Annotated in this window: 12 protein-coding genes; 4 read left to right on the top strand and 8 right to left on the bottom strand. The window is 39.7% G+C overall.

What is annotated here, in order from left to right; translation table 11 throughout:
• Positions 1 to 73: 73 nt before the first annotated feature.
• Positions 74 to 1,285 carry a bifunctional 3,4-dihydroxy-2-butanone-4-phosphate synthase/GTP cyclohydrolase II gene (locus IPO46_04540; GenBank protein QQS63855.1) on the bottom strand — a complete coding sequence of 404 codons (1,212 nt, stop codon included), beginning with the start codon at positions 1,283 to 1,285 and terminating at the stop codon, positions 74 to 76.
• A gap of 176 nt (positions 1,286 to 1,461) precedes the next feature.
• Between IPO46_04540 and IPO46_04535 the strand changes: the two genes are divergently transcribed.
• Positions 1,462 to 4,788, top strand: coding sequence for a TonB-dependent receptor (locus IPO46_04535; GenBank protein QQS63854.1), 3,327 nt, complete (start codon positions 1,462 to 1,464; stop codon positions 4,786 to 4,788).
• Between the two features lie 491 nt (positions 4,789 to 5,279).
• On the opposite strand, the gene IPO46_04530 is transcribed toward IPO46_04535, so the two are convergent.
• The gene (locus tag IPO46_04530; GenBank protein ID QQS63853.1) at positions 5,280 to 6,542 is read right to left on the bottom strand and encodes a T9SS type A sorting domain-containing protein; all 1,263 of its coding nucleotides are present in this window, start codon (positions 6,540 to 6,542) and stop codon (positions 5,280 to 5,282) included.
• A 598-nt stretch (positions 6,543 to 7,140) separates the two neighbouring features.
• Between IPO46_04530 and gndA the strand changes: the two genes are divergently transcribed.
• Genes gndA through pgl form a run of 3 tightly spaced genes read left to right on the top strand, consistent with a single transcriptional unit; the run spans position 7,141 to position 10,837 of the window.
• Positions 7,141 to 8,556, top strand: a complete 1,416-nt coding sequence (gene gndA / locus IPO46_04525) for an NADP-dependent phosphogluconate dehydrogenase (GenBank protein QQS63852.1) — start codon at positions 7,141 to 7,143, stop codon at positions 8,554 to 8,556.
• Between the two features lie 9 nt (positions 8,557 to 8,565).
• Positions 8,566 to 10,089 (top strand): glucose-6-phosphate dehydrogenase, encoded by a 1,524-nt coding sequence (gene zwf, locus IPO46_04520; GenBank protein QQS63851.1) that lies wholly within the window; start codon positions 8,566 to 8,568, stop codon positions 10,087 to 10,089.
• Positions 10,082 to 10,837 (top strand): 6-phosphogluconolactonase, encoded by a 756-nt coding sequence (gene pgl / locus IPO46_04515; GenBank protein ID QQS63850.1) that lies wholly within the window; start codon positions 10,082 to 10,084, stop codon positions 10,835 to 10,837. The genes zwf and pgl overlap by 8 nt, the downstream gene beginning before the upstream one ends.
• 28 nt (positions 10,838 to 10,865) lie before the next feature.
• On the opposite strand, the gene IPO46_04510 is transcribed toward pgl, so the two are convergent.
• From IPO46_04510 to IPO46_04485, 6 genes are all read right to left on the bottom strand, one after another.
• The gene (locus IPO46_04510) at positions 10,866 to 12,611 is read right to left on the bottom strand and encodes a SusE domain-containing protein (protein ID QQS63849.1); all 1,746 of its coding nucleotides are present in this window, start codon (positions 12,609 to 12,611) and stop codon (positions 10,866 to 10,868) included.
• A 24-nt stretch (positions 12,612 to 12,635) separates the two neighbouring features.
• Positions 12,636 to 13,484 (bottom strand): SusE domain-containing protein, encoded by an 849-nt coding sequence (locus tag IPO46_04505; GenBank protein QQS63848.1) that lies wholly within the window; start codon positions 13,482 to 13,484, stop codon positions 12,636 to 12,638.
• A 25-nt stretch (positions 13,485 to 13,509) separates the two neighbouring features.
• On the bottom strand, positions 13,510 to 15,114 hold the full coding sequence (locus tag IPO46_04500) for a RagB/SusD family nutrient uptake outer membrane protein (GenBank protein QQS63847.1): 1,605 nt from the start codon (positions 15,112 to 15,114) through the stop codon (positions 13,510 to 13,512).
• 23 nt (positions 15,115 to 15,137) lie between these two features.
• Positions 15,138 to 18,071 (bottom strand): SusC/RagA family TonB-linked outer membrane protein, encoded by a 2,934-nt coding sequence (locus IPO46_04495; protein QQS63846.1) that lies wholly within the window; start codon positions 18,069 to 18,071, stop codon positions 15,138 to 15,140.
• Positions 18,072 to 18,329: 258 nt separating this feature from the next.
• Positions 18,330 to 19,067, bottom strand: coding sequence for an NUDIX domain-containing protein (locus IPO46_04490; protein QQS63845.1), 738 nt, complete (start codon positions 19,065 to 19,067; stop codon positions 18,330 to 18,332).
• 11 nt (positions 19,068 to 19,078) lie between these two features.
• A complete protein-coding gene (locus IPO46_04485) occupies positions 19,079 to 23,656 on the bottom strand; it encodes a fibronectin type III domain-containing protein (protein QQS63844.1) in 4,578 nt (1,525 codons plus the stop codon).
• Positions 23,657 to 23,661 lie beyond the last annotated feature (5 nt).

Raw genomic sequence — 23,661 nt, 5'->3', positions numbered from 1 at the left:
CTAACTCTTAGAAAAGCTTATTTTCTTAAGGGAAGACAACAGATAGCTTAAAAGCAAAGCATCATCAATAAAACTAACGCAAGCCGTTCTTTAAAATCTCATGGCCAAGCTTGTCCCTTTTTGTGGAAAGGTATTTTTTATTATGTTGGTTAGGTTCCATTTCTATGGCAACAGTCTCCACAACTTCAAGCCCGTAACCAAGTAAGCCAGCTCTTTTTTTAGGATTATTACTCATCAACTTCATTTTACTTACTCCTAAATATCGCAGTATTTGAGCGCCCACGCCATAATCTCTTTCATCCATTTGAAAACCCAGCTCCAGGTTGGCTTCTACGGTATCTAATCCTTCTTCCTGGAGTTTATAGGCCTTTAATTTATTTAATAGTCCTATGCCACGGCCTTCCTGGTTCATGTATAATATCAGGCCTTTGCCTGCTTTTTCAATTTGCATCATGGCATGTTGCAATTGCTCGCCACAATCGCAACGCATAGAGCCCAGCATATCTCCGGTTACGCAACTGCTATGTACCCTTATTAAAATGGGTTCGTCTTTTTCCCATTCCCCTTTTTTTAAGGCAAGGTGTATGTCGCCAGTATTTATTTGTTTAAAAGCAATTAATTTAAAATGGCCATATTGCGTAGGCATATCTACCCTTACTTCTTCTTCTATCAGCGATTCGGTTTTTAGCCTGTACTCAATCAAATCTTTTATGGAAATAATTTTTAGTTGCTGTTTTTGGGCAATTTCCAATAGTTGCGGCAGGCGTGCCATTGTGCCATCTTCATTCATTATTTCTACCAATACCCCGGCAGGTTTAAAGCCTGCAAGCCGGGCAATATCAATTGTGGCTTCGGTATGGCCTGCCCTTCTTAAAACTCCGCCTTTTTTAGCCCTTAATGGAAAAATATGCCCGGGGCGGCCAAGGTCTTCGGGTTTTGTTTCGTTATTTACCAGCGCCAATATGGTTTTGCTGCGGTCGCTTGCAGAAATACCCGTAGTGCAACCATTGCCCAATAAATCAACACTTACAGTAAATGCGGTTTCGTGCAATGAGGTATTGTTGTTTACCATAGGTTGCAGGTTCAGCTCTTCGCATCTTTCTTCGGTAATTGGGGCACATATTAAGCCACGGCCATTTTTACTCATAAAGTTAATTACTTCGGGAGTGGCGTGTTCTGCAGCACAAATAAAATCTCCTTCGTTTTCACGGTCTTCATCATCCACTACTATCACCAGTTTACCGACTTTAATATCGGTAAGCGCATCCTCAATTTTGTGTAGCATCTATAAATATTTTTGCAAAGTTAGCTACATTTTGCCAGCTATTTTTTTCTCTCTGTTATGGTGCGTTATCAATGATTTAATTGCAATAATTTATTTTAATTTATTATGATTTATTACTATTTATCTGTTGATTGTGTTAATTAATTTGTTTTCTTTGCTTAATAAAATTTTTTGCTATGCTTAGGAGATTAAACTTATTATTACTTTTTTGTTTTTTGGTATTTTTTACGGTGAAAGCTCAGGTTACTACCAGTGGTATTACAGGTACCATAAAAGGCGAAAAAGGTGCAGTGTTGGCCGGCACTACCATAAAGGCTACTCACACACCCACAGGTTCTGTTTATTCCAGTACAACCAATAGTAGTGGCGTTTATTCCATACAGGGAATGAGGATAGGCGGACCCTATGTAATTGAAATAACCAATGTGGGTTATCCCAATAAGGTATTAAACGATGTTTATCTTGTTTTGGGTGAATCTTATATTGCCAATGAACAATTATCTTCATCTGCTACCGAACTTTCTGAAGTTGTTGTAGCGGCAACAGGAAGAACAACCCGTTTGAACCGTTTTAAAACCGGGGCTTCAACAAATGTGTCGGTTCAGCAAATTTCCACCATGCCTGCGTTGAGCAGGAGCATTTCAGATTTTACAAAGCTTACGCCACAGTCAAATGGAAACTCTTTTGCAGGCAGGGATGGCCGTTACAATAATGTACAAATTGACGGCGCCAATTTTAATAACGGCTTTGGTTTAAGTGACGATCCTTTACCTGGTGGTGGTGGTGTATCCATTGATGCAATTGAAGAAATACAGGTAAATATTGCTCCCTACGATGTACGCCAGGGCGGCTTTACCGGTGCAGGCATCAATGCTGTTACCCGTAGTGGTACCAATACATTAAGTGGTTCTGCTTATTACTTTTTTTCTAACGAGGGTTTAATAGGCCGTAAAGTAAAAGGCGAATACTTAACAGGTTTGCAGGAAAGCTCTACAAAAACCTATGGTTTTCGCCTGGGTGGACCAATTATTAAAAACAAATTGTTTTTCTTCCTAAATGCAGAAAAAATTACCATGACGGGCCCTGCAGCCGGCGCTACCAATTATTGGGTAGCCTCTGAAGATGGCGTTGCAGACCCCGATAAAAATATTACTCGTGTAAAAAAGAGCGACCTTGAAGCGGTGAAACAACACCTTATTGATAAATGGGGTTATGACCCCGGAAGATATGAAAATTACACTAACAGTCAATCTGAGGTAAAGTTATTATTGGCTCGCATTGACTGGAACATCAGCAATAACCACAGGCTTGCCATTAGGTTTAATTCTACTAAAAGCGATAAACCTTCACTCGTAAATGCCAACTCTGGCCCTAATCCACGCACTAATTTCAACTCCTATCCTAGGGTGGGCCAAAACTCTATGGCTTTTGAAAGCACAATGTACAGCACTGTTAACTCAGTAAAATCTTTTACGCTTGAGCTCAACAGTAAATTCTCCAATAAAATTTCTAATCAGTTTCTGGTAACCTACAGTAAAATTAATACCGATCGAAAGGCCAATAGCCCCGAGTTTCCATTTGTAGATATTGGCGATGGTGTAGGAACTGGTTCTTCCAGTTTTTATCAAAATTATATGTCATTTGGCTATGAATTGTTTAGCTATAACAATAGCGTAATAAACGATAACCTGAATATTTTTAACAACGTTTCTCTTACCAAAGGCAAACATAATTTTGTATTTGGCGGAAGTTTTGAAATGCAAAAATTTGGAAACAGCTACCAGCGAGAAGGTACTTCATACTACCGCTATGCAAGTGTTGCCGATTTTTTAACAACCGGAACCCCGGGTGAAGTAGCTCCAATTCAATTTGGCTTAACCTATGTATATCCCGGAATGGATCCTTATGCAAAAGCTACTTACTTTCTACCAGCATTATATGCCCAGGATAATATTTCCGTTACCGACCGCTTTAATGTTACCCTTGGTGTACGGGCAGAGCTGCCTACATTTAAAGATGACTTAATAGCAAACCCTGGAATTGATTCATTGGATTTATTAAACCAGGATGGTAAAGTAACGCAATATGGTTCTGCTGTATGGCCCAAAAAAAGGGTGATACTTTCTCCACGAGTGGGTTTCCGCTGGGATGTATATGGAAACAGGAGCCTGATGATACGTGGTGGAACGGGCATATTTGCCGGCCGTGTACCATTTGTATGGCTTACCAACCAACCTACCAATACCGGCGTTATTCAAAACCTTATTGAACCCGGAAGTTACAGCGCTTCTGCATCATGGATTGGCGATATACGTTTTAATCCCGACAGGCTTTACTGGCTGAACAATACACCGGCCAGCGCTCAAAATGTATTTATCCAATCTCCTAAAAGTGGCGCTCCTGGAACTGTAGCTTTGGTTGACCCTAATTTTAAAATGCCTAAAGTTTTTAGAACAAGTATTGGCTTCGATCAAAAATTAGGCAACTCTCCGTTTACTTTAACTGCTGATTTATTGTACTCAAAAGATCTGCAGTCTGTTTATCAGTTTGGCGCCAACAGAAAAGAAGCTACTGCAAAAATGTACGATGGCAGGGATTATTATGCCAACTCTGCAGCTTACCAGTATAACAATAAAATTGGCGGAAACTCGGCAAGTATTTTATCAAATACCAGCAAAGGATACTCCTTTAACTTTACCGTAGGTGTTTCAATGGCACAAAAGAAAGGCTTCTATGGTTCCTTATTCTTTAGCCACACTACGGCACAATCTACTACCGATAACTTAGGCTCTAATGCAAGTTCTGCCTGGGGCGCTACTCCCATTATCAATAACCCCAATGATATATTCCTGGCATCTGCAATTGATGCCTTACCCAGCAGAATTGTGGGTACGCTTTCTTACACTAAAGAATATTTAAAACACCTGGCAACAACAGTTACCTTATATTATGATGGCTCTACTGCAGGAAGGTACTCATATACCTACAACGGGGATGTGAATGGAGATGCCATTGCTGCCGATCTTTTATATATTCCAAATGATGCCAGCGAAGTAAATTTTGTAACAGCAAACGGCTTTACGCCTCAGCAGCAGGTAGATGCATTTAATACACTTATTAAAAACAGCAAATATCTTTCCAGCCATAAAGGAAAAATAGCTGGCAGAAATGCAGCCGTAATGCCCTGGAACAGCCGCTTTGATTTAAAATTTATACAGGATGTTTTTGTTAATGCTGGAAAAACAAAAAATACCTTACAGTTTACCGCAACCATTATTAACTTTTCTAATTTTCTTAATTCAGACTGGGGAATACGTCAACAGCTAATTAATAATGCCAATACACCATTATCTGTTGTAACAAAGGGTATTAACCCTACATTTAAAATGAATACCACAAGTATTAATGGCCAAACTGTATTGCCCACAAGTATGTACAGGGATGTTACCACTTTTGGTACCACCTGGAGTGTGCAGTTAGGGGTGCGCTACCTGTTTAACTAAGTTAAAAATAATCCATAATTATTTGGCCGCCTTTTTAGGCGGCCTTTTTTTATGTATACAAAAATTACTTAATCTCTTTTACAAAAGAAATAAAAAGTACAGGTACAAAACCAACTCCTACTTGGCGATAACGTTCGATTAAAAAAAACTATTTTATCCCGGGGATAATGATTTATGCTTATTGCCGGTACTATACTAAGTACAAAAAATTTCTGTGAGGCAATTCATATTAAAATATTTTTAAGAAAACTTAGTATGGTCTTTTATGGTATAAATAGTAACGCATTTTATATTTTTCACTATATTTCTTTTAAAATTGTTTTTATATGTTCAAAGTGCCATACCGCATAATGCAAGTTTAATAAAAGTATTATTTTTAAAGGCACTATTTAAGCATTTGACATTTTATTGCAAAATACTTTCAAAAGAATGAGGTATTAAAAAAGGCTGCAACCTGCAGCCTTTTTTATAATTTATTGAAGGAAACTTAATTATTGTTTAATCAATTTACCGTTGAAGATTACTTCGTTGTTGCTTCCTTTAATAGTCATAATGTACATTCCCCTTCCTGCATTTGCAGCTTTGGTAAATGTCATACGAGAACTTCCGCTGGCAACTTTACATTTTTCTACTGCTACTTGTTTGCCGGCCATATCATAAAGCGCTATTTCTACAGGCATGCTGTTTTTGCTTAGAAAATCAATATTGATATGGTTAATAAAAGGGTTGTTGATTACTGTAGCGCTTGTTCCGTTTATGGAAACCTTTACGCTGGCAATTCTCGATAAGGTTGATCGGTTGTCTAAATCATATTGCCTTACCTGGTAAATATTGTTGCCTACTACAGGGCTCCTGTCGTAAAAATTATAAGTTTGTACAAACTGGCTGTTTCCATGGCTTTCTATCCTTCCAATCACTGTCCAGTTTACAGCATCTGTACTTTTTTCAATATTAAAGTATTTATTATTTAATTCAAAGGCTGTTTTCCATTGTACTAAAATGCCTGTACTTTTTTGAGCAGCAGTAATATCCAAAAAGTTCACAGGTAATGGTCCGCCATCGGGGCAATAGTACAATCCAAAATCATCCACAGCAAAATCGTTGCCACATCCACCACCGGTTGCATCAGAGAGCCTTATGCGAATATTGTTGGTTACTACATTTGGAGGCAGGATAAAAGTGCCGCCTTGTTGTATCCATACAGGATTGTTGCTGGTAGGAACCTGGCTGCCAATATTGGGTGAATTTTGTAAAGCTATCCAATTGCCATTGCCATCCTGGTACTCTGCATTTAAATTAACTGCCGCAAACAATGGATTGCCAAAACATGCATAAGGTACATTTGCATTAATAATATAAAATCTGAAATAATAAGCACCACTTGAGAAAGGATTTTGATTGGTTATCGTGTGAATAAAAAAATCACCTAAATCGCCATTTATAACCAACATCCTTCCATCGGTATTGCCGGTATGATCGGGTGAGTTATGCCATTCAATTTTTTGTTGAAGATTACTGGCAACCCTGTAAGATCCTTCGGCAAACAGCGGACCGGTTGGCTCATAAGTAAATGTTGCATCGGGATGACTTGTAGTATCATTTCCTGTACCAAAATCCTCCGCCCATAAGGTTACGGAATTGGTGCAGGGTTGTGTTTGCGCAATGGCAAAGCTGTTCATGAAGGCGATGGCAGCAAGCAGCATCAAACTCCTTGATAGAATGGAGCCAAGGCCATGTGTAAATTTCTTTTTCATACAAAACTTTTTGATTTTGAGGTAATTTAAATCGGCTGACAAAAGAAATAGGATGCTAAAGGGAATGGCCTTCAGTATAAGAAATTGGCTTGAGGTTAGTAAAGTTTCTTAGGAAAATTAGATATTGTAGTTATCTGTTTACGGTAGCGGATTACGAACTGTAAAACTACAGCATAGTTTCAAAAAATGCAAGAAAATGCTTTTTTTTCTTTTGAACAATATAATTTATTTATATATAAATAAACCATTTGGTTATATTTCAGCTTACTTTTTTCAAACCGAGTTTTTGGGCAAAGCCCAATTTGGAAATTGTAAAAGGAATACTTAAAACTTGAATTTTGAAGTTTTTGTTACTTAGAGAGGTTGCTAAAAAATGTTTAATAATACAAAAAATCATCATTTATTTGCTAAAACTATCTCTCTTTGGCAGCATTTTAAATTGAATACCTGTAAAGCGGATACAAAATTCCCTTATTTAATTTTTAGTGAAAAAGGAATCGAAAATTATTGAATATGCCGTAATTGTTAAGCTAATTTTTTTTCAAATTTTATTGTAGGCTCTCACCGATCTTTGTAAAAGGAATAACTGATAAATACAATGGAAAAATTTACTTTTGGAATTATTGGTTTAGGTACCATGGGCAGCAACCTGTTACAAAACATCAGGGAACACGGCTTTAGCGTAGTAGGTTATGATAAAGATCCGCAAAAAGCCAATGCGTTAAATAAAGCAATCCATTCAGAAAAGGATATTGCCTTTAGCGAATTGAAGCAATTTATTGAAAGGCTGGAAACTCCAAGGAATATTATTTTACTGGTGCCTGCAGGAAAAATTGTGGATTTTGTTTTGCAGGATTTAAAAACCTACTGGGGCGAAAACGATGTAATTGTAGATTGCGGCAACTCACATTTTACAGATACACAACGCAGGCTGGATGAGCTGGCAAATTCCAAAGTGCATTTTATGGGAATGGGTATTTCGGGTGGCGAAGCCGGTGCACGCTATGGTGCAAGCATAATGCCAGGTGGCGATATTGAAGCGCATAGCCGTATTGCGCCCATGCTGGAAGCAGTTTGTGCAAAAGTTAATGGCGAGCCTTGTACGGCCTATATGGGAAACGGAGCCGCTGGCCATTATGTAAAAATGGTGCACAACGGCATTGAATATTCTATTATGCAATTATTAAGTGAAAGCTATCATTTAATGAAAAGCTATGCCCAAATGAGTAATGAAGAAATGCAACAGGTATATGCCCAATGGAGTAAGGGAAGGCTGCATTCTTTTTTAATGGAAATTTCTGCTGCTGTTTTTTTGCAACCCGATGATGCCGGTAGCGGTTTATTGATAGATAAAATTTTGGATACCGCAGGCCAAAAAGGAACCGGTGCATGGACGAGCCAGGATGCGGCAAATGTTGCTGCTGCAATCCCTGCAATTGATGTAGCCGTTGCACAACGCATTATTTCATCGTATAAAAGCGAAAGAGAAAAATTAGCGCAAATATTTCCGGCAAAACTTTCGCAAAAGCCAAATGAAAAACAGGTGTTTTTAGCGCAGCTTGAACAGGCGCTTTACAGCAGTTATATCCTTTCTTATGCACAGGGTTTAAATATGCTGGCAAATGCATCTGCTTATTATAAATTTGATATACCCATTGCAGCCGTTGCATCAATATGGCGTGGCGGTTGTATTATTAGGGCAGCTTTGCTGGAAAAAATTACTGTAGCATATCAAAGCAACACTTCTTTGCAAAACCTGATGAATGACGGTTTCTTTTCAAAAGAGTTAGATAGTTGCAGGGAAGGCTTTCAGCAGTTGGTTTCATCTGCAATACTTGCTGCTGTTCCCGTTCCGGGATTTTGTGCATCGCTTAATTATTTCCTCAGCTACAATAGCGCATGGCTACCGGCAAATTTAATACAGGCACAGCGGGATTTTTTTGGGGCGCATACTTACCAGCGTATCGATAAAGAAGGCATTTTTCATACCAACTGGAACCAAACAATAAGATAATATCTATATATGAACAACATAAGTAATAATACGCCTGCCGTAATTTATATTTTTGGAGGCACCGGCGATTTAAGCCGGCGAAAACTCATTCCGGCTTTATATAATTTGTATTTAGGTGGCTGGCTACACGAAAATTTTTCTATAGTATGCATTGGTACTTCTATTGCCAATAGAGAAACCCTGGTTAAAAATTTAAAAAGTGGCGTTGATGAATTTTCCCGTAGCGGCAAAACCAAAAAAGCAAAATGGGAAGGGTTTGAAAAAAAGATAGAACTACTCAAAGGCGATTTTACCCAAAAAAAGCTTTATAGTAACCTCAAAAAAATTAAGTGTTCTTTTGAAAAAAAACAAGCTCCTGCAAACCGTATTTTTTACCTGGCTGTCCCCCCAAAATTTATTGGAGTAATAGCTGAAAACCTGGGCGAAGCTGGTTTTGCAACAGACAGGTTACACAACCGAATTGTTGTTGAAAAACCATTTGGTACTGACCTTAAATCAGCACAGCAACTCAATAAGCAATTGCAGGTAATTTTTAAAGAAAACCAAATTTACCGTATTGACCATTACCTGGGTAAAGAAACCGTACAAAATATTTTGGCCTTCCGCTTTGCCAATGCCCTTTTTGAACCAATATGGAACAGGAATTTTATTGACTCGGTACAAATTACCGTTGCCGAAAAAATAGGAGTGGAACAAAGAGGTGGTTACTATGAAACCAGCGGTGCTTTAAAGGATATGATTCAAAATCATGTGATGCAACTGCTTTGCTTAATTGCAATGGAACCGCCGGTAAGTTTTGCTGCCGACGAGGTGCGCAATAAAAAAGCCGATGTTTTAAGGGCAATTTTACCTTTAAAGAAAGATGAAATCCATAATGTAGCTGTAAGGGGACAATATGGCCCGGGGTGGATAGAAGGCGAAAAAGTAAAAGGCTACCGGCAGGAAGCCAATGTAGCGCCCGATTCTGTAACCGAAACTTTTGCCGCCATTAAATTTCAAATAGAAAACTGGCGCTGGAATGGTGTGCCTTTTTATGTGCGCAGCGGAAAAAGGATGGATCAGTCTATCAGTTGCATCACCATTGAGTTTAAGCCAGTGCCGCACCAATCTTTTCCAAGCGAAGCCAATGAAAACTGGCGCAGTAATTTATTAGTAATCAATATACAACCCGATATGGGAATAAAATTGCGGATGCAGGCCAAGCGCCCCGGTCCGCAAATGTTACTTTCGCCGGTAGACATGATTTTTAGTTATAAAGAAAGTTATGAAGGCACAACTCCTGAAGCCTATGAAACTTTGCTGCAGGATGTAATAGAAGGTGATGCAACTTTGTTTATGCGTGCCGACCAGGTAGAGGCTGCATGGGAACTGGTACAGCCGGTTTTGGAAAACTGGAAAGCAAACCCATCGGTAAACTTCCCTAATTATGCAGCAGGCAGTTTTGGACCCGAAGGAGCAGAATCTTTAATTGCCAAAGACGGCAACCAGTGGATCACCATGTCTATAAATAATTCAAATCAAAAAGATGATTAATGTTTTTGATAGTGCAAAAATATTGTGCCAAAGTGCAATGGAAATTTTTATTGGGCTGGCAAAAAAAAATATTGCACAAAAAGGAAGTTTTGCCGTAGCGCTTTCCGGCGGAAGCACCCCAAACCTGATGTATGATTTACTGGCGCAAAAAGAAAATACCAAAAGAATCAATTGGGAAAAACTATTTATTTTTTGGGGCGATGAACGCTACATAAGTTACAACAGTAAAGACAATAATGCCTTTCAGGCTAAAAGCCATTTATTGGATTTGGTACCAATTCCACAAAATAATATTTTTCGTATCCCCGTTTCAGGTGATTATAGAAATGATGCTTTGCATTATGAAGAAGGCATCAAAAAATTTTTCAATGCAAACCTGCCGCATTTTGATTTAATATTTTTAGGTTTGGGTGAAGAAGGCCATACGGCTTCCATTTTTCCCGGCTCGGAATTGCTGCAGGAGAATGATGCTTTGGTAAAAGATGTGTATGTAACTACAAAGAAAATGCAACGCATCAGTTTTACGCCAATGTTAATTAATGCAGCTAAAGAAATTGTATTTATAGTTGCAGGAAAATCAAAATCGGCTGCAGTAAAAGAAGTACTGGAAGGTAAGTTTCAGCCTGAAATTTTTCCTGCTCAAATTATTAAACCGGTTGAAGGAAGTATCACCTGGCTGTTAGATAAGGATGCAGCTTCGCAACTCTCACAACAAAAAAAACATAAAAAAAACGCTTCTATTATTTAGAAGCGTTTTTAAATAAAGTAATTTTCTTTTAGTTATTAATGGAAACTGTTTGGCTATACTCGTCAAGTACAATTGTGTAAGTACCTGCAAGGGCTGGTGTTTTAAAGTTACCGCCACCGGTCCATTGTATTGCCCTGGGTGTATTGGTAGAAGTAGCGCCACCGCTTGCATCTTCATAATCAAATGCGCCCCAATCGGGTCCTGAAAGGAATTTAATATCCTTATTGGCATCTAATTGTGTGGTAATAGTCCACACGCCATTTCCCGAGTAGATCATTTGAGGGCTGGCACCGGGGTTCCAGGCAGGTACACCTGTAATGCCATCACCTACCAAACGCATTTCAGCAGCAGCCGATATTTCGTATTTTAATTGTAATTTATTATCTCCGTTCCAAATGCAACGGGTACGGGGAGAAGCATTAGCCACAATATTGGCTCCATTACCATCATTGTCTAAGTTTTCTGTACCTGAAGAACCCCACCAGCGGGCTTTATCCGGGCCGCTATTGTCCCAGGCCGGGCCATCATGAAATTTAAATTCATCGCTACCGCTACTATTGGCAATAATTAAAAATTTATCTCTGCCTACTATACCACCATAATTTGGTGCAGAAGGATCCCAACCTTGCATTCCGCCAACAACACCAACTTGTTTTTGTTGAACCCAGGCCATATTATTTTCAATGTCAATGGTAAGCCTGTAAATACCTGCGGTAGTAACCTGGAAGTTACCGCCTGAGTTGTAGCCGGTATTAAAACCCGTACCGTTTGCACCATTATTTCCATAAGCAGAACCCCAGTCGCCAGGGGTTTTGGCAAATTTAAATTCGGTACCTGCATCCAATTTAATGTAGGAATAAAATATTTTATTAAACCTGTCAGGTTTTGCATCATTAATCATTTCCAATGGGTTGTTAATATCCCAGCCCTGCATGCCGCCAACAAGGTACATTTTTTGAATAGGCAGGTAAGTGGTAATATTTACTGTTACAAAAGGAGAATAAGAAATAGCGCCATGATCTGTGGTTGATTTAACCCTGAATTCAACATCACCCGAAGAGTTTGCAGCAATACCCGTATTTAAAGCAAAGCTATTCATATCTGCCTGGTTAAAGGAAATAGTATTCATACTTAAGCCTACGGGAACTGTTTGTGCACTTGCAAAATTATTTCCGGCTGCATCATATTGCAGGTCGTAGGTAACCGTGCCGGAGTAGGTTTGAAAAGCACTTGTCCAGTTAAAAGTATTGGAGTGATCATTGGCAGTGGCCAATGTACCTGTAACCGAAGTATTTTCTGTTGTTAAAATAGAAGGGTGGTCAAAACTTGCAACGGTAAAACCTACAGTATTGGAAGTACGTTGCTCATTATTATTGCCATAAGATGAAACTACCCTTGCTTCAAGCGAAACGGTAGCACCTAATGCATAACCATAGTTGAGCAGGATATTATTCATTTCTCCGCCGGTGTATGAAGCGCCAAGTGCGCCCATAACGGTTTTAGTTGTTGGGTTGGCAAAATTTTTGCCTGCAGAGTCTATTTGAATAATAAACTTATAATTAGCTGTATCTGTTGCATATTTTGGCGATGTCCAGGTAAAATTCAGGACGTTGCTGCTCGTATCTGCCAGTGTAGGCGTAGCCGAGGCAGGCGCTACGGAAAGTGTAATATCATTACCCAGGTTATAATAGGGCAAATCATCCACTTTTTCACAAGCTGCCAATCCTAAAATGGCAACCGCAGCAAGAGAAAAGAATTTTAAAAATTTTTTCATTTTATGAAAGTTTATGTGTGCTTATTATTGTGGTGTTAATTTGTATTTACCGGTTTGAAAGTTTACTTCAACTTTATATAAGCCCGGGCCGGGAGATGGAAATTGCGGATCGGCATCCATTTTTTCAAAATTACCCGAAAGCGCCAGGTTAGGTGCCAGAGCATGGTACTGGGTTCCCCACACGCCTTGCTGCTGAATTAATTTATAACCTCCGGTTGCATTAAAATTAAGTACTGCTTCATAATGCAAAATATCAATACGGGTAAATTTTTGGTTTACATCGTAAGGAGAAGGTAATGGGTTGCTCCAGCCCGATGCAAAGGCATCGCCAACTGCCCATAATTCACCATCATCATAGTTATTGGCGGCGGTGCCGGGTGGCTCTACCACAAAGTCGAGATAAGGAGTTACTTTAAGTAAAAAGCTATTGGAATAAAGCGGGGCTGCTCCATTAACCAGGGTAGTTTTAACACGCATTTCTACATTGTGTTCTACGCCAGACATTAATTCCATCCTGGATAAAATGGTATTGAGTTCTTTGTGGGTAAGGATTACGCTAAGGTCGTTGGCAAAGGTAGATTCCTGTAGAAAGGAACTTGAAAAATTGCTTCCTTCGGTATCTACCTGCAATACATAATTTACATCCTGCGAACTTACGCCGGTGTTAAACATGTAATTGGGGTTGGTCCACGTAAGTGTTATAACCGGGTCTGCTGCATTGTCTTTTAATAGTACAAGCGGGCCGGCGGTGCTGGCGGTAAATATGGGGTTGGTTCCGCCTTCTAAAATAATTTCGTTTTCTTCTTTCTTACAAGATACCAAAAGCAAGGCAAGTGCTGAAAGAATGAAAAGACTTGAAATAATTTTTTTCATTTTTTAATAATTTGAAAATTAATAATCAGTATCCTGTATTTTGATGAAGATTAGGATTTGAGTTTAAGTTGGCAGAGGGAATGGCAAAAATGTTGTACTTGCTGTTTACGGCAGTACCATTGGCAACGCCGCCTTTCCAGGGCCATAAATAAGTACCTGTTGTTAAAAGGTTATAACGTACAAGGTCTGTCCTGCGGTGGCCTTCCCAATATAATTCTCTTGCCCTTTCATCTAAAATAAATTGCAAGGTAAGTTCAGGAGAAGTAATGGTGTTTGCTGCTGCCCTTGTTCTAAGGTCGTTAATATATCCTAAGGCAGTATTTATATCGCCACCGGAACCGCCTCTCAAAACAGCTTCTGCATAAATAAGGTATATTTCCGGTAAACGAATAATAGGGAAATCAATATCAGAAAACTCAGAGTTTGGATCCCTTACTGCGCCGCCATCTGCCCTAATGTTCCTGTATTTGTTTACATGGAGCCCATTGGAGAAATTGGCAATATCATCAATATCTGCCTGGCTTAAAGTTGCGTTATAAGCGCTGGTTTGAAACATGGCTCTTTTATCGGTATTGCCCGTAAGATCGGGCCAAATGCTTGCAAAAGCTTTTGTTGCTCTGTAGCCAAACCAGCCATTATTTGCGCCAAATTCTAAATAATCTCCACCGGATGCTCCATGTATAAAAAAGGTAGTGTTTCCATAAGCTTTTCCCGTAAGCCCATCGCATGGAGCTACAAAAATAAATTCATCCTTGCTTGTCCTGTCGTTATCGGCCATAAACAGTTCCCTGTAATTGCTATGCAACATATAACCAGCGCTTATTACTTTTTGTGCGTAGGTAATAGCTTCAGTATATTTTGTGCTACCGCTATAAACTCCGGCATTTAGGTAAAGCCTTGCCAGCAAGGCCCAGGCAGCAGCCTTATCTACACGGCCGTATTGAGCTGATTTTGCCGCAGGTAGTTCTGCATCGCAAATCAGTAATTCAGATTCTATATAAGAGTATAAATCTGCTCTTGAAATTTCTCTGGGATAAAATTCACCCACGCCATCCTCTTCGGTTAAAAAAGTAGATTTGCCAAAAATATCCAGCATTACCCAATAATTAAATGCTCTTAAAAACCTTGCTTCGCCTCTAAGGTTTTTTACTTCATCGGCAGCAGCGCCGGTAATGCCCCTTGCAGACAGTTTTTCATCGGCAGATTCTCTGATGAATTCATTGGCCAAAGAAATATTGTAAATAGGGCGTGCATACATCCCTTTTAAAAAAGGATCGGCACTGGTCCATTTTAAATCATGAAAATCATGAATGGTTTGGTCGTTCCAGGCAACTACAGCTTCATCTGTAGGCAATTCTTCGCAATTAAAAAATCCACGGATAAATGCAATTTGCGAGCCTTCATTAAGTCCGCCTGCAATATCGGGATCGCCAGCTGGGCCTGCATTACCAGTAGTAGATAAGGTTTGGTATATTTTTCCTAATACAGATTTATACCCATCCGGGCTGGAATATACCTGGTCGGCAGAGAGGCCATTTTTGGGATAAATATCCAGCTTATTAGAGCAGGCATTTAAGAAAAGCCCTGCAATAATGGTGAATGCAATTTTTTGAAATATTTTATTTTTCATTTGAAATGATTTTTAAAATTAAATTAGAAATCTAAATTGGCTCCTAAACTAAAAATGCGTGGGCGGGGATAAATATTATTATCTACGCCTGAACTGCTGGCATTTTCCGGGTCGGCACCGGTATATTTTGTAATTACAAATACATTCTGTATGCTGGCATTCACTCTTAGGTTGGTTTTATTATTGATTACTTTACCAAGATTATAACCAAGGTTAATATTATCTAATTTGAAAAAACTTGCATTTTCTATATAATAATTAGAAAGGTACCTGTTGTTGGAAAAATGGGTTTCATTATAATTTACCGATGCATTGCCAATATACAAAACCGGGTTTAGTATATTTCTTAAAACCCCATTTTCTGAGTTAAAATTGTTGTACAAATAATTGCCCAGCATACCGTGCCCGGCAATGCTAAGCGTAAAATCTTTTATAGTAACACCAGTGCTGATACCAAACATATAATCCGGGGCAGGTTTTTTGAAATAATTCCTGTCGCCGGTTTCTGTTACTACGCCATCCCTGTCTATATCATCATACAATCCTTCAATGGGTTTGCCATCCTGGCCATACACCTGTGTATAAGGGAGGAAGGTATAAGGAGCGTAACCTACGGCTAATACACCAATATTATTTCCAGTACCGCCACTGATGCCAGAGGTTAATATACCTTTATAGCCAGAACCTTGATGCTGGTTGAGTTTGGTAATTTCTGTTTTGTTATATGAAATATTAAAGCCAAAATCCCAGATGAGCTTTTGAGTTTTAACCGGCACAGTATTTATGGTAAATTCAACACCTTTATTTTCGAGGTTACCAACGTTTTTCAAAATGGTAATATCAAAGTTTGCGCCGGGGGCTACATCAATATAACTTAATAAATCTTTTGTTTTCTTTTGATATACATCTATAGAACCGGTAACCCTGTTTTGGATAAAACCAAAATCAAGGCCTAAATTGCTTGTTTCGGTGGTTTCCCATTTTAAATCGGAGTTAAAGGCAGTAGGCCTGTAGTTATTGTAATATTGGCCACCAAATTCAAACTGGGCGCTGTTTTGGCCCTGGTAATAAATAGGCAGGTAGTAGTTTAAAGCAATACCATCCTGCTGGCCCGTGGTACCCCAGCTTGCCCTTAATTTTAGGTCGGTTAAAACAGAGGTATTTTTAAAGAATTCATCTTTTAATTTCCAGGCCAAAGCAACGGCAGGGAAATAACCTACTCTTTTATCTTTTGCAAATTTTGAACTGGCATCTCTTCTTATTGATGCGGTAATTAAATATTTATCGGCCAAAGTAAGGTTCATTCTTCCCAGGTACGAGTCAATGGCAAAACCATTTTTATCATCAGGATAAAGTGGTGCTGCTTCTCCGGTATTTAATGTGCCGTTTTGGAAATAGGTGGGGAAATTATCCCAGGATGTAAAAAACTCCTGGTAACCATGGCCTACCAGCACATCAATTTTATTGCCTGCTGAAAATTCTTTTTCATAAAATAATTGTACATCGGCAAGTTTGCTGGTTTTGGTTTGGTTATATTTTGTAAGGCGGCCTTTGTTGCTAAAGCTTAAAACGGAAACTACCGAAGTAGAATCAACAATATCTTTTCCTTCACCATGTGACCTGTCCATACCAATATTAGCCAAAAAATGTAAATCGGGAAAGAAGTGGAATTTATAATCTACCTGTATATTTCCTATAAAACGGTTTACGGTAGATCTGTTGTTCCTTAATTCCAGCAGGCCAAGTGGGTTACGTGGCGCTAAACCAAGAGGCGATCCACCCAGTTCCCACTCCCAAAAGCCACCATATTTTTTTACGCCGGAATTTACGGGTTTTGTTGGGTCAAAGGTAATGGCGGTTCCAATAGCGCCTTCATCGGCAAAACGGTTTTTGGTATTGGCCAGTTTTGCATTAATGTTTAGGCTAAGGTGGTTATCCAAAAATTTAGGGGATAAGTTAATAGCAGTTGTTAACCTTTTGAAATTATTGGTTTTTAAAACACCATCCTGTGTTAAATAACCAAGTGATAACCGGTAAGGCAATTCAAAATCTTTTGCCATCCTTTGTTTACCGGCAACACTAATGTTATTGTCAAAGCCTAAGGCAGATTGATATATCTGGTCCTGCCAGTCGGTATTGGCGCTTCCCAATAATGGGATGTAGGTGTTGTTGCCCGAACTGTTTACAATATTTCTTACTTCATCAGCAGATAAAACCTTTGCTTTATTAGCAACACTACCCATTGAAATTTTAGTATTGAAATTAAATACCGGTTTACGGCTTGTACCTTTTTTAGTGCTGATAATTACTACGCCATTTGTTGCCCTTGCACCGTACAGTGCAGTTGCAGAAGCATCCTTAAGCACACTCATGCTCTCAATATCATTTGGGTTAATGGTATTGAGAAGATTTGCCGAACCTGCAATGCCGTTGCCTTCTACCGGCACGCCATCAATAACAATCAATGGGTCGTTGCTGGCAAATAGGGAAGCGCCGCCACGTATCCTTAATTTACTTCCGCCACCTGCCGAACCTCCGCCGGTAGTTACTTCCAGGCCGGCAACTTTACCCTGTAGCAATTGTTCGCTAGAGGCAATGTTTCCTTTTTGAAAGTCTTTGGAAGATACTGCAGTAACAGAGCCGGTAAGGTCTGTTTTTTTACGGGTGCCGTAGGCAACCACTACAATGTCTTCAAGTTTTTGTGCCGCTTCGCTCAGCACTACATTTGCTGCATTGGAAGCTACAACCTGCTGCATGTTATAGCCAACAGATGTGAAGACAAGTACTGCATTTAAAGATGATACTTTGATACTGTATTCACCGGAACTGTTTGTTTGGGTCCTGGTGTCTGTACCTTTTATGGTAACGGTAGCGCCTACTACGGGCAATCCGTTACTGGAGTTGGTTACTTTGCCGGTAACAACGGTTTGTGCAAATACTGTTACTGAGATACTCATAAACAGCAGGCAAGCAGAGACAATTTTGGAAATTGCTTGGTTACATTTTTTCATAATGCAAACGTTATCGATTTAGAATTGAAAAAAACAATGCGTAAATTATACACAAATAGTATGTGTACATTTTACACGAAGGTATATTTTTTATAATAATTTTAACTTTTTTAACGAATTATTTTTTGCCGCTGTTTTTAACATTATCTGGCCCAAATAACCTTTCTTATACGGCTGTTTATCATTAACTTACGCTGCATGTCATTAAAAATCTATTCCTACCCATACTTTTTTTCTCTTTTCGTATTTTTTATAATTAAACTGGTAAAGTTTACCTGGGCGGTGTGGCACATCTCTTTCCATTTCGTTCATATCGGTAAGTAAATCCATCGAAAAGAATTTTTTACGAAAGTTTCTTCTGTCTAGTTTGGTATCTAAGATGGCTTCATAAAGGTTTTGCAATTCTCTAAGTGAAAATTTTTTGGGCAAAAGGCTAAAACCCAGCGGGTGTTCCTGTATGCGTTTTTGTAAACGCCTATAGCAGGTTTCAAAAATTTGCTGGTGGTCAAAAGCCAGGTTGGTTACCGATTTTACATCATGCCAGTGCAGTTCGTTATCTAAAATATTAAGTTTATGGTGTTCAATATTTATTAAAGAATAATAAGCAATGGTTACCACCCGGCCTGCAGGGTGTCTTTTTACTTCGCCAAAAGTATGCACCTGTTCCAGGAAAACATCGTCCATTCCTGTACGCTGGCGCAACACCCGGTATGCGGCTGTATCCAGTTCTTCTGTGGGTTTTATAAGGTCGCCCAAAAGGCTCCATTGTTCTTTATATTTTTTTAAATCGCTCCTTATTAATAAAACCTTTAGTGTATTCTCACTAAAACCAAAAATAGCCAGGTCAATAGAAAGGGCAATTTTATTTATTTTTTCAACCTCTCCTTGCTCTGTTTGAAGGCTCTTGGCAATGGCTATTTGCTTTTGTTCTTCTGCTGTCATTTTAATATTGCTTATGGTACTTTAACAAAGAGTATACTGTTGTGCTTTTTGTTTTGTGTTAGTTTTAAATAATAAGCGCCAGAAGCAAGGTTGTCCAACTGGTTTGTGATGGTAAAGCTATATTGCCCTGCGGTACGGTTTGCTTGTTCTAATTTTTTTACTACCTGTCCCACAGAGTTTACAACAGCAATTTCTACTTTGCCATTTTCCGATACGCTATAATCTATAATGGCATTACTGCCCATTACCGGGTTGGGAGAAATTTTAATACCAATGCCATTTTTAATATTGGTAATTTGGTTATTTCTTGATGAAGTGCCGAACTGGGAAGCAGCATAGTTCCCGCTATTGGTATTATCGCAATTGGCGCTTACCCTCCAATCGTAAGTTTTTCCCATAAGTAAATTAGAAATATCTAATGTTGTAATGGTTATTGCCGATGCTGCGGTAACCCAGCTACTGCTTGTTGATTCTTTATATTGTACATAGTAAAAACTTCCTGTACTGCCTGTCCATGAAAGGGTAGCAGATGTAGCGGTTATATTGGTTACTGTTAAACCAGATGGAGAAGCAGGCGTTGCATTAATCGTAACTGTAATAGTTGCCCTTGGGCTTTCGCCACAATTATTAAACTGGCTTACAAAATACATAGTAACGCCTGCAGTAGTTGTTGATGGAGTAGGAGCTGTGAAAGAACCTGTGCCACCTGTAGGAACCAAATACCAGAGCAGGCTGTTTCCGTTTGCCGTTAATGGGGTAGCCGTTGCATTTTGACAATAGGTAATTTCTGCTGTAACAGCCGGTGCTGCTGGTGCTGCATTGATGGTTACCGTTATCATTGCTCTTGGGCTTTCACAACCATTTGCAGTTTGTGAAACATAGTAATTAGTGTTTCCCAAATTTGCAGTAGAAGGTGTTGGCGCTGTAGCGCTTCCTGTACCACCCGTTGCATTTGCATACCAAAGTAAATTAGAGCCTGTTGCTATTAAAGGTGTTGCCGTTGCATTTTGGCAATAGCTAATAGTACTTGTTACGTTTGGCGCAGATGGTGCAGCATTTACGGAAACTGTAATCATTGCCCTCGGGCTTTCACATCCGTTTACCGTTTGTGAAACATAATAGTTTGTTGAACCTGCTGTATTGGTTAAAGGAGTAGGTGGCGTAGCGCTACTCTGGCCACCCGATGCCGAAGTGTACCATAATAAATTGGAGCCGGTTGCAGTAAGCACTGTTGCAGCAACATTTTGACAATAGCTATAATTAGCTGTTACAGCAGGCGCAGATGGGATGGCATTAGTAACTACAACAATTTCTGTTCTTGGGCTTTCGCCGCAACTTTGGGTTTGGCTTACATAATAACTAACAGACCCTACTGTTGCTGTTGATGGTATAGGTGCAGTGCTACTGCCTGTTCCACCCGTTGCATTTGCATACCAAAGTAAATTAGAGCCTGTTGCTATTAAAGGTGTTGCCGTTGCATTTTGGCAATAATTTATCGGGCTTGTTGCTGTTGGGGCAGTAGGTGTAGCTGTAACGTTTACTGTAATTGCCGTTCTTGGGCTTTCGCAGCCATTTGCAGTTTGCGATACATAATAAATTGTGCTGCCAACAGATGTTGTAGCAGGAGTAGGTGCAGTTGAAGTACCTGTGCCACCGGTTGCAGTTGTAAACCAAAGTAAATTTGAACCAGTTGCATTTAATGCTGTTGCAGCATCTCCAAGGCAATAATTTATTGTAGTGGTAGCTGTAGGTGCAGAAGGTAAACCCGAAACGGTTACCACAATTTCTGTTCTTGGGCCTTCACACCCGCCTACTGTCTGGCTTACATAATATGAAGTGTTGCCTACATTTGCGGTAGAGGGCGCAGGAGCTGTAGAAGAACCTGTGCCGCCTGTTGCCGTTGTGTACCAAAGTAAGCCAGAACCTGAAGCAGTTAATACATTTGCATTTGCCCCCTGGCAATAAACAACTGGTGTAGTAGCCGATGGCGCTGCTGTGGTACAATTGGATTGATTTACGTACACCCTGTATTCTCCTGGCTGAAGATTGATGGTTTGAGCGGCACCTGTAGCGCTATAAGTTGCCTGGGTAAAATAATTGGTCCATGTGCCGGCAGAGGGAAAAGTAACCGTAATATTTTGTGCCGTTACATCAAAGTTGGCCATGGCTACTACCGATAAATCAGGGTGGTTGATGATTAAGAATTTGAGCAGGGTGCTTCCCAGGTTCCCACTGATGGCATTACTCAAAAAGGCATTGGGCTTTGCTTTTCTCAAAGCATTTAAGCCCGATACAACAGTAAATATTTTTTTTCTTGCTGCATCGCTATAATAATTCCATAATGGAGGCTTGGGCGCTAATTTGCAATTATCTGTGCCATAAGGTTGTGGAACGGTGCCGTCTTCACACATAAAAATAGATTTATCGTAACCCAGCTCCCCAAACTCCCAAAGCATTTTTGGCCCTGGAATTAAAAGTAAAAATGGCATCATGGCTTCCGTTCTGGATAAAGCAATTTGTAAATTCTTTACATTATGTGCTGCATTGGTTGAATTGCCAAAGGTTAAATTTTTATACATGATGCGTTCTTCATCATGGCTTTCGGCATATGTAACCAAATGTAATTTCGACCAGCCTGCCCTGTTTAAGGCAAATGCCCTGTTGATATCTGAATTGGAAGCAAAGCCCATGGTATTTTGATTATACTGGTCGGTCATTTTTCCCCAAAGCAGCATGCCAATATTAGATAATGCCGCTTCTTCATCGTCGTTACCTAAGTGTTCCAATATGCAGTAGGAGCCATTGCTCACTGCCTGTGTGCTGTCGTAATACCTGTTCCAAATAGCCACCCTGCTTGGGTCGTAAGTATTCCAGCTGCCTACATTTGTAGATACATGTTGTGTAAACCCTTTGGATAAATCCCAGCGGAAGCCATCCAGTTTATATTCGGTGAGCCAATGCCGTATATAGCGTGATACAAAATATTTAGTTGCTTCCGACTCATGGTTAAAATCATTAAATACACTAAAGGGATGTGTTGAGGTAACATTAAAAAACGGACTATTGGCAGCAGGTGTATTGTTGGCGCTGTTCCACCATAGCTGTACAAGCGGGCATAAACCTGTTGCATGGTTGAGTACGGCATCCATAATTACGGCCATGCCCTTGCTATGTGCCGAATCAATAAATCGTTTTAAATTATTTTTTGTACCATAGGCTTTATCGGGTGCAAAAAAGAAATCGGGATTATAACCCCAACTGCTGTTGCCGTCAAACTCGTTAAAAGGCATTACTTCAATGGCATTAACTCCCAGCCTTTGTAAATAATTAAGTGTATCGGTAAGTGTTTGCCAGTTTCCGCTGGCTAAAAAATCCCTCAGCAGGAGTTCATAAACAACAATGCTTTTTTTATCGGGCCTTGAATAACTGCTGTTCGACCAGGTATATTGCGGCGCAGCCGTTTGAAATGTACCTACCACTCCGCTGGTTAATCCCGTGGGATAAGCAGGCATATTGGGGAAGGTATTAGCAGAAATGTACTGGTCGTTCCAGGGATCAAGTATGAGCTCTGAGTATGGATCGGCAATGGTAATAGTGCCATCTACAACATATTGAAATTTATAAATAGTGCCTGAAGTAAGCCCCGTAAGTGTAATAAAAAATCTGTTGCCATCTGGTGTTTTTTTCATTTGATAGGTACAGGACGATTGCCAGTTGGAAAAATCCCCAATTACTACAGCCGAGGTTTTCCCCGGCGCAAAAAGCACCAAGGTAACGGAGGTATTGCCGGGCAAATAATTAATGCCATCCTGAACACCAGCAGGCAGGTTTTCCACTACTGTTGATGGTGGAATGTAAAAGCTGAATGAATCTTTTGCGGTATTGGGGCCATTGGTTCCTGTTAAAATTACTTTTTGGTCGCAACTGGTACTGAGTGTTGGCGAAGCGGAAATTGTACTTAATCCATTTGCAGTGCCAATATTATTTCCATTAAGCGTTAAGGATAGGTTTGCATTTTGTGAGCTTACACCTGTAATGCCAATTTGCTGGCCAATACCGGCGGTTATGGGTTCAAGCCAGGGAATAAAACGGGGTTCAAAAGGAGGTAAGTTCATCCTTACTGCAAATTCACCTGCTCCATATACCGGTACATACATATCGCTGCCATCGGAGTTTACCTGCTTTAAACTGCCTGTTGCGTTTCTAAAAATGGTAGCTACTTTTAAAATAGTTTCACCGGCAGGCACGCCAAAAAACGCCCTGATATTGGTAATAGTATAGGAATATTTATTATTGCCTAATGGCGTAGCTTTTGCGGCAGCAGTTGTAGAGCCCCAGCTAAAAGGAACATATTGCCATGCACCAGCAACCGGGTTTACACTGGTTATTACTCCAATATGAACATATACATTATTGGAGTTTCCGCCTTCATAATTAAGTAAACCCTGGCTGCCTTTGTTGCAATCAACCGTAATGGTAATAGAAGAATTATCTGCTGCAAATTCTGGCGCCCATGTTAAAAGACGCTGCTGGGCAGTGGCAGAGAGAACAATAAAAGAAGCCAATAGTAAGATGGCAAATTTTTTCATATGCA

It is taken from the genome of Chitinophagaceae bacterium (assembly GCA_016699815.1).
In the GTDB taxonomy this organism is placed as follows: domain Bacteria; phylum Bacteroidota; class Bacteroidia; order Chitinophagales; family Chitinophagaceae; genus Ferruginibacter.
This window is presented reverse-complemented; position numbering and strand designations above follow the sequence as displayed.

Coding starts and splice junctions, on each gene's coding strand:
- IPO46_04510 (QQS63849.1), bottom strand. CDS start 12,611: ATGAAAAAATTTTTAAAATTCTTTTCTCTTGCTGCGGTTGCCATTTTA.
- IPO46_04505 (QQS63848.1), bottom strand. CDS start 13,484: ATGAAAAAAATTATTTCAAGTCTTTTCATTCTTTCAGCACTTGCCTTG.
- gndA (QQS63852.1), top strand. CDS start 7,141: ATGGAAAAATTTACTTTTGGAATTATTGGTTTAGGTACCATGGGCAGC.
- IPO46_04485 (QQS63844.1), bottom strand. CDS start 23,656: ATGAAAAAATTTGCCATCTTACTATTGGCTTCTTTTATTGTTCTCTCT.
- IPO46_04535 (QQS63854.1), top strand. CDS start 1,462: ATGCTTAGGAGATTAAACTTATTATTACTTTTTTGTTTTTTGGTATTT.
- IPO46_04495 (QQS63846.1), bottom strand. CDS start 18,071: ATGAGTATCTCAGTAACAGTATTTGCACAAACCGTTGTTACCGGCAAA.
- IPO46_04540 (QQS63855.1), bottom strand. CDS start 1,285: ATGCTACACAAAATTGAGGATGCGCTTACCGATATTAAAGTCGGTAAA.
- IPO46_04530 (QQS63853.1), bottom strand. CDS start 6,542: ATGAAAAAGAAATTTACACATGGCCTTGGCTCCATTCTATCAAGGAGT.
- IPO46_04490 (QQS63845.1), bottom strand. CDS start 19,067: ATGACAGCAGAAGAACAAAAGCAAATAGCCATTGCCAAGAGCCTTCAA.
- IPO46_04500 (QQS63847.1), bottom strand. CDS start 15,114: ATGAAAAATAAAATATTTCAAAAAATTGCATTCACCATTATTGCAGGG.
- pgl (QQS63850.1), top strand. CDS start 10,082: ATGATTAATGTTTTTGATAGTGCAAAAATATTGTGCCAAAGTGCAATG.
- zwf (QQS63851.1), top strand. CDS start 8,566: ATGAACAACATAAGTAATAATACGCCTGCCGTAATTTATATTTTTGGA.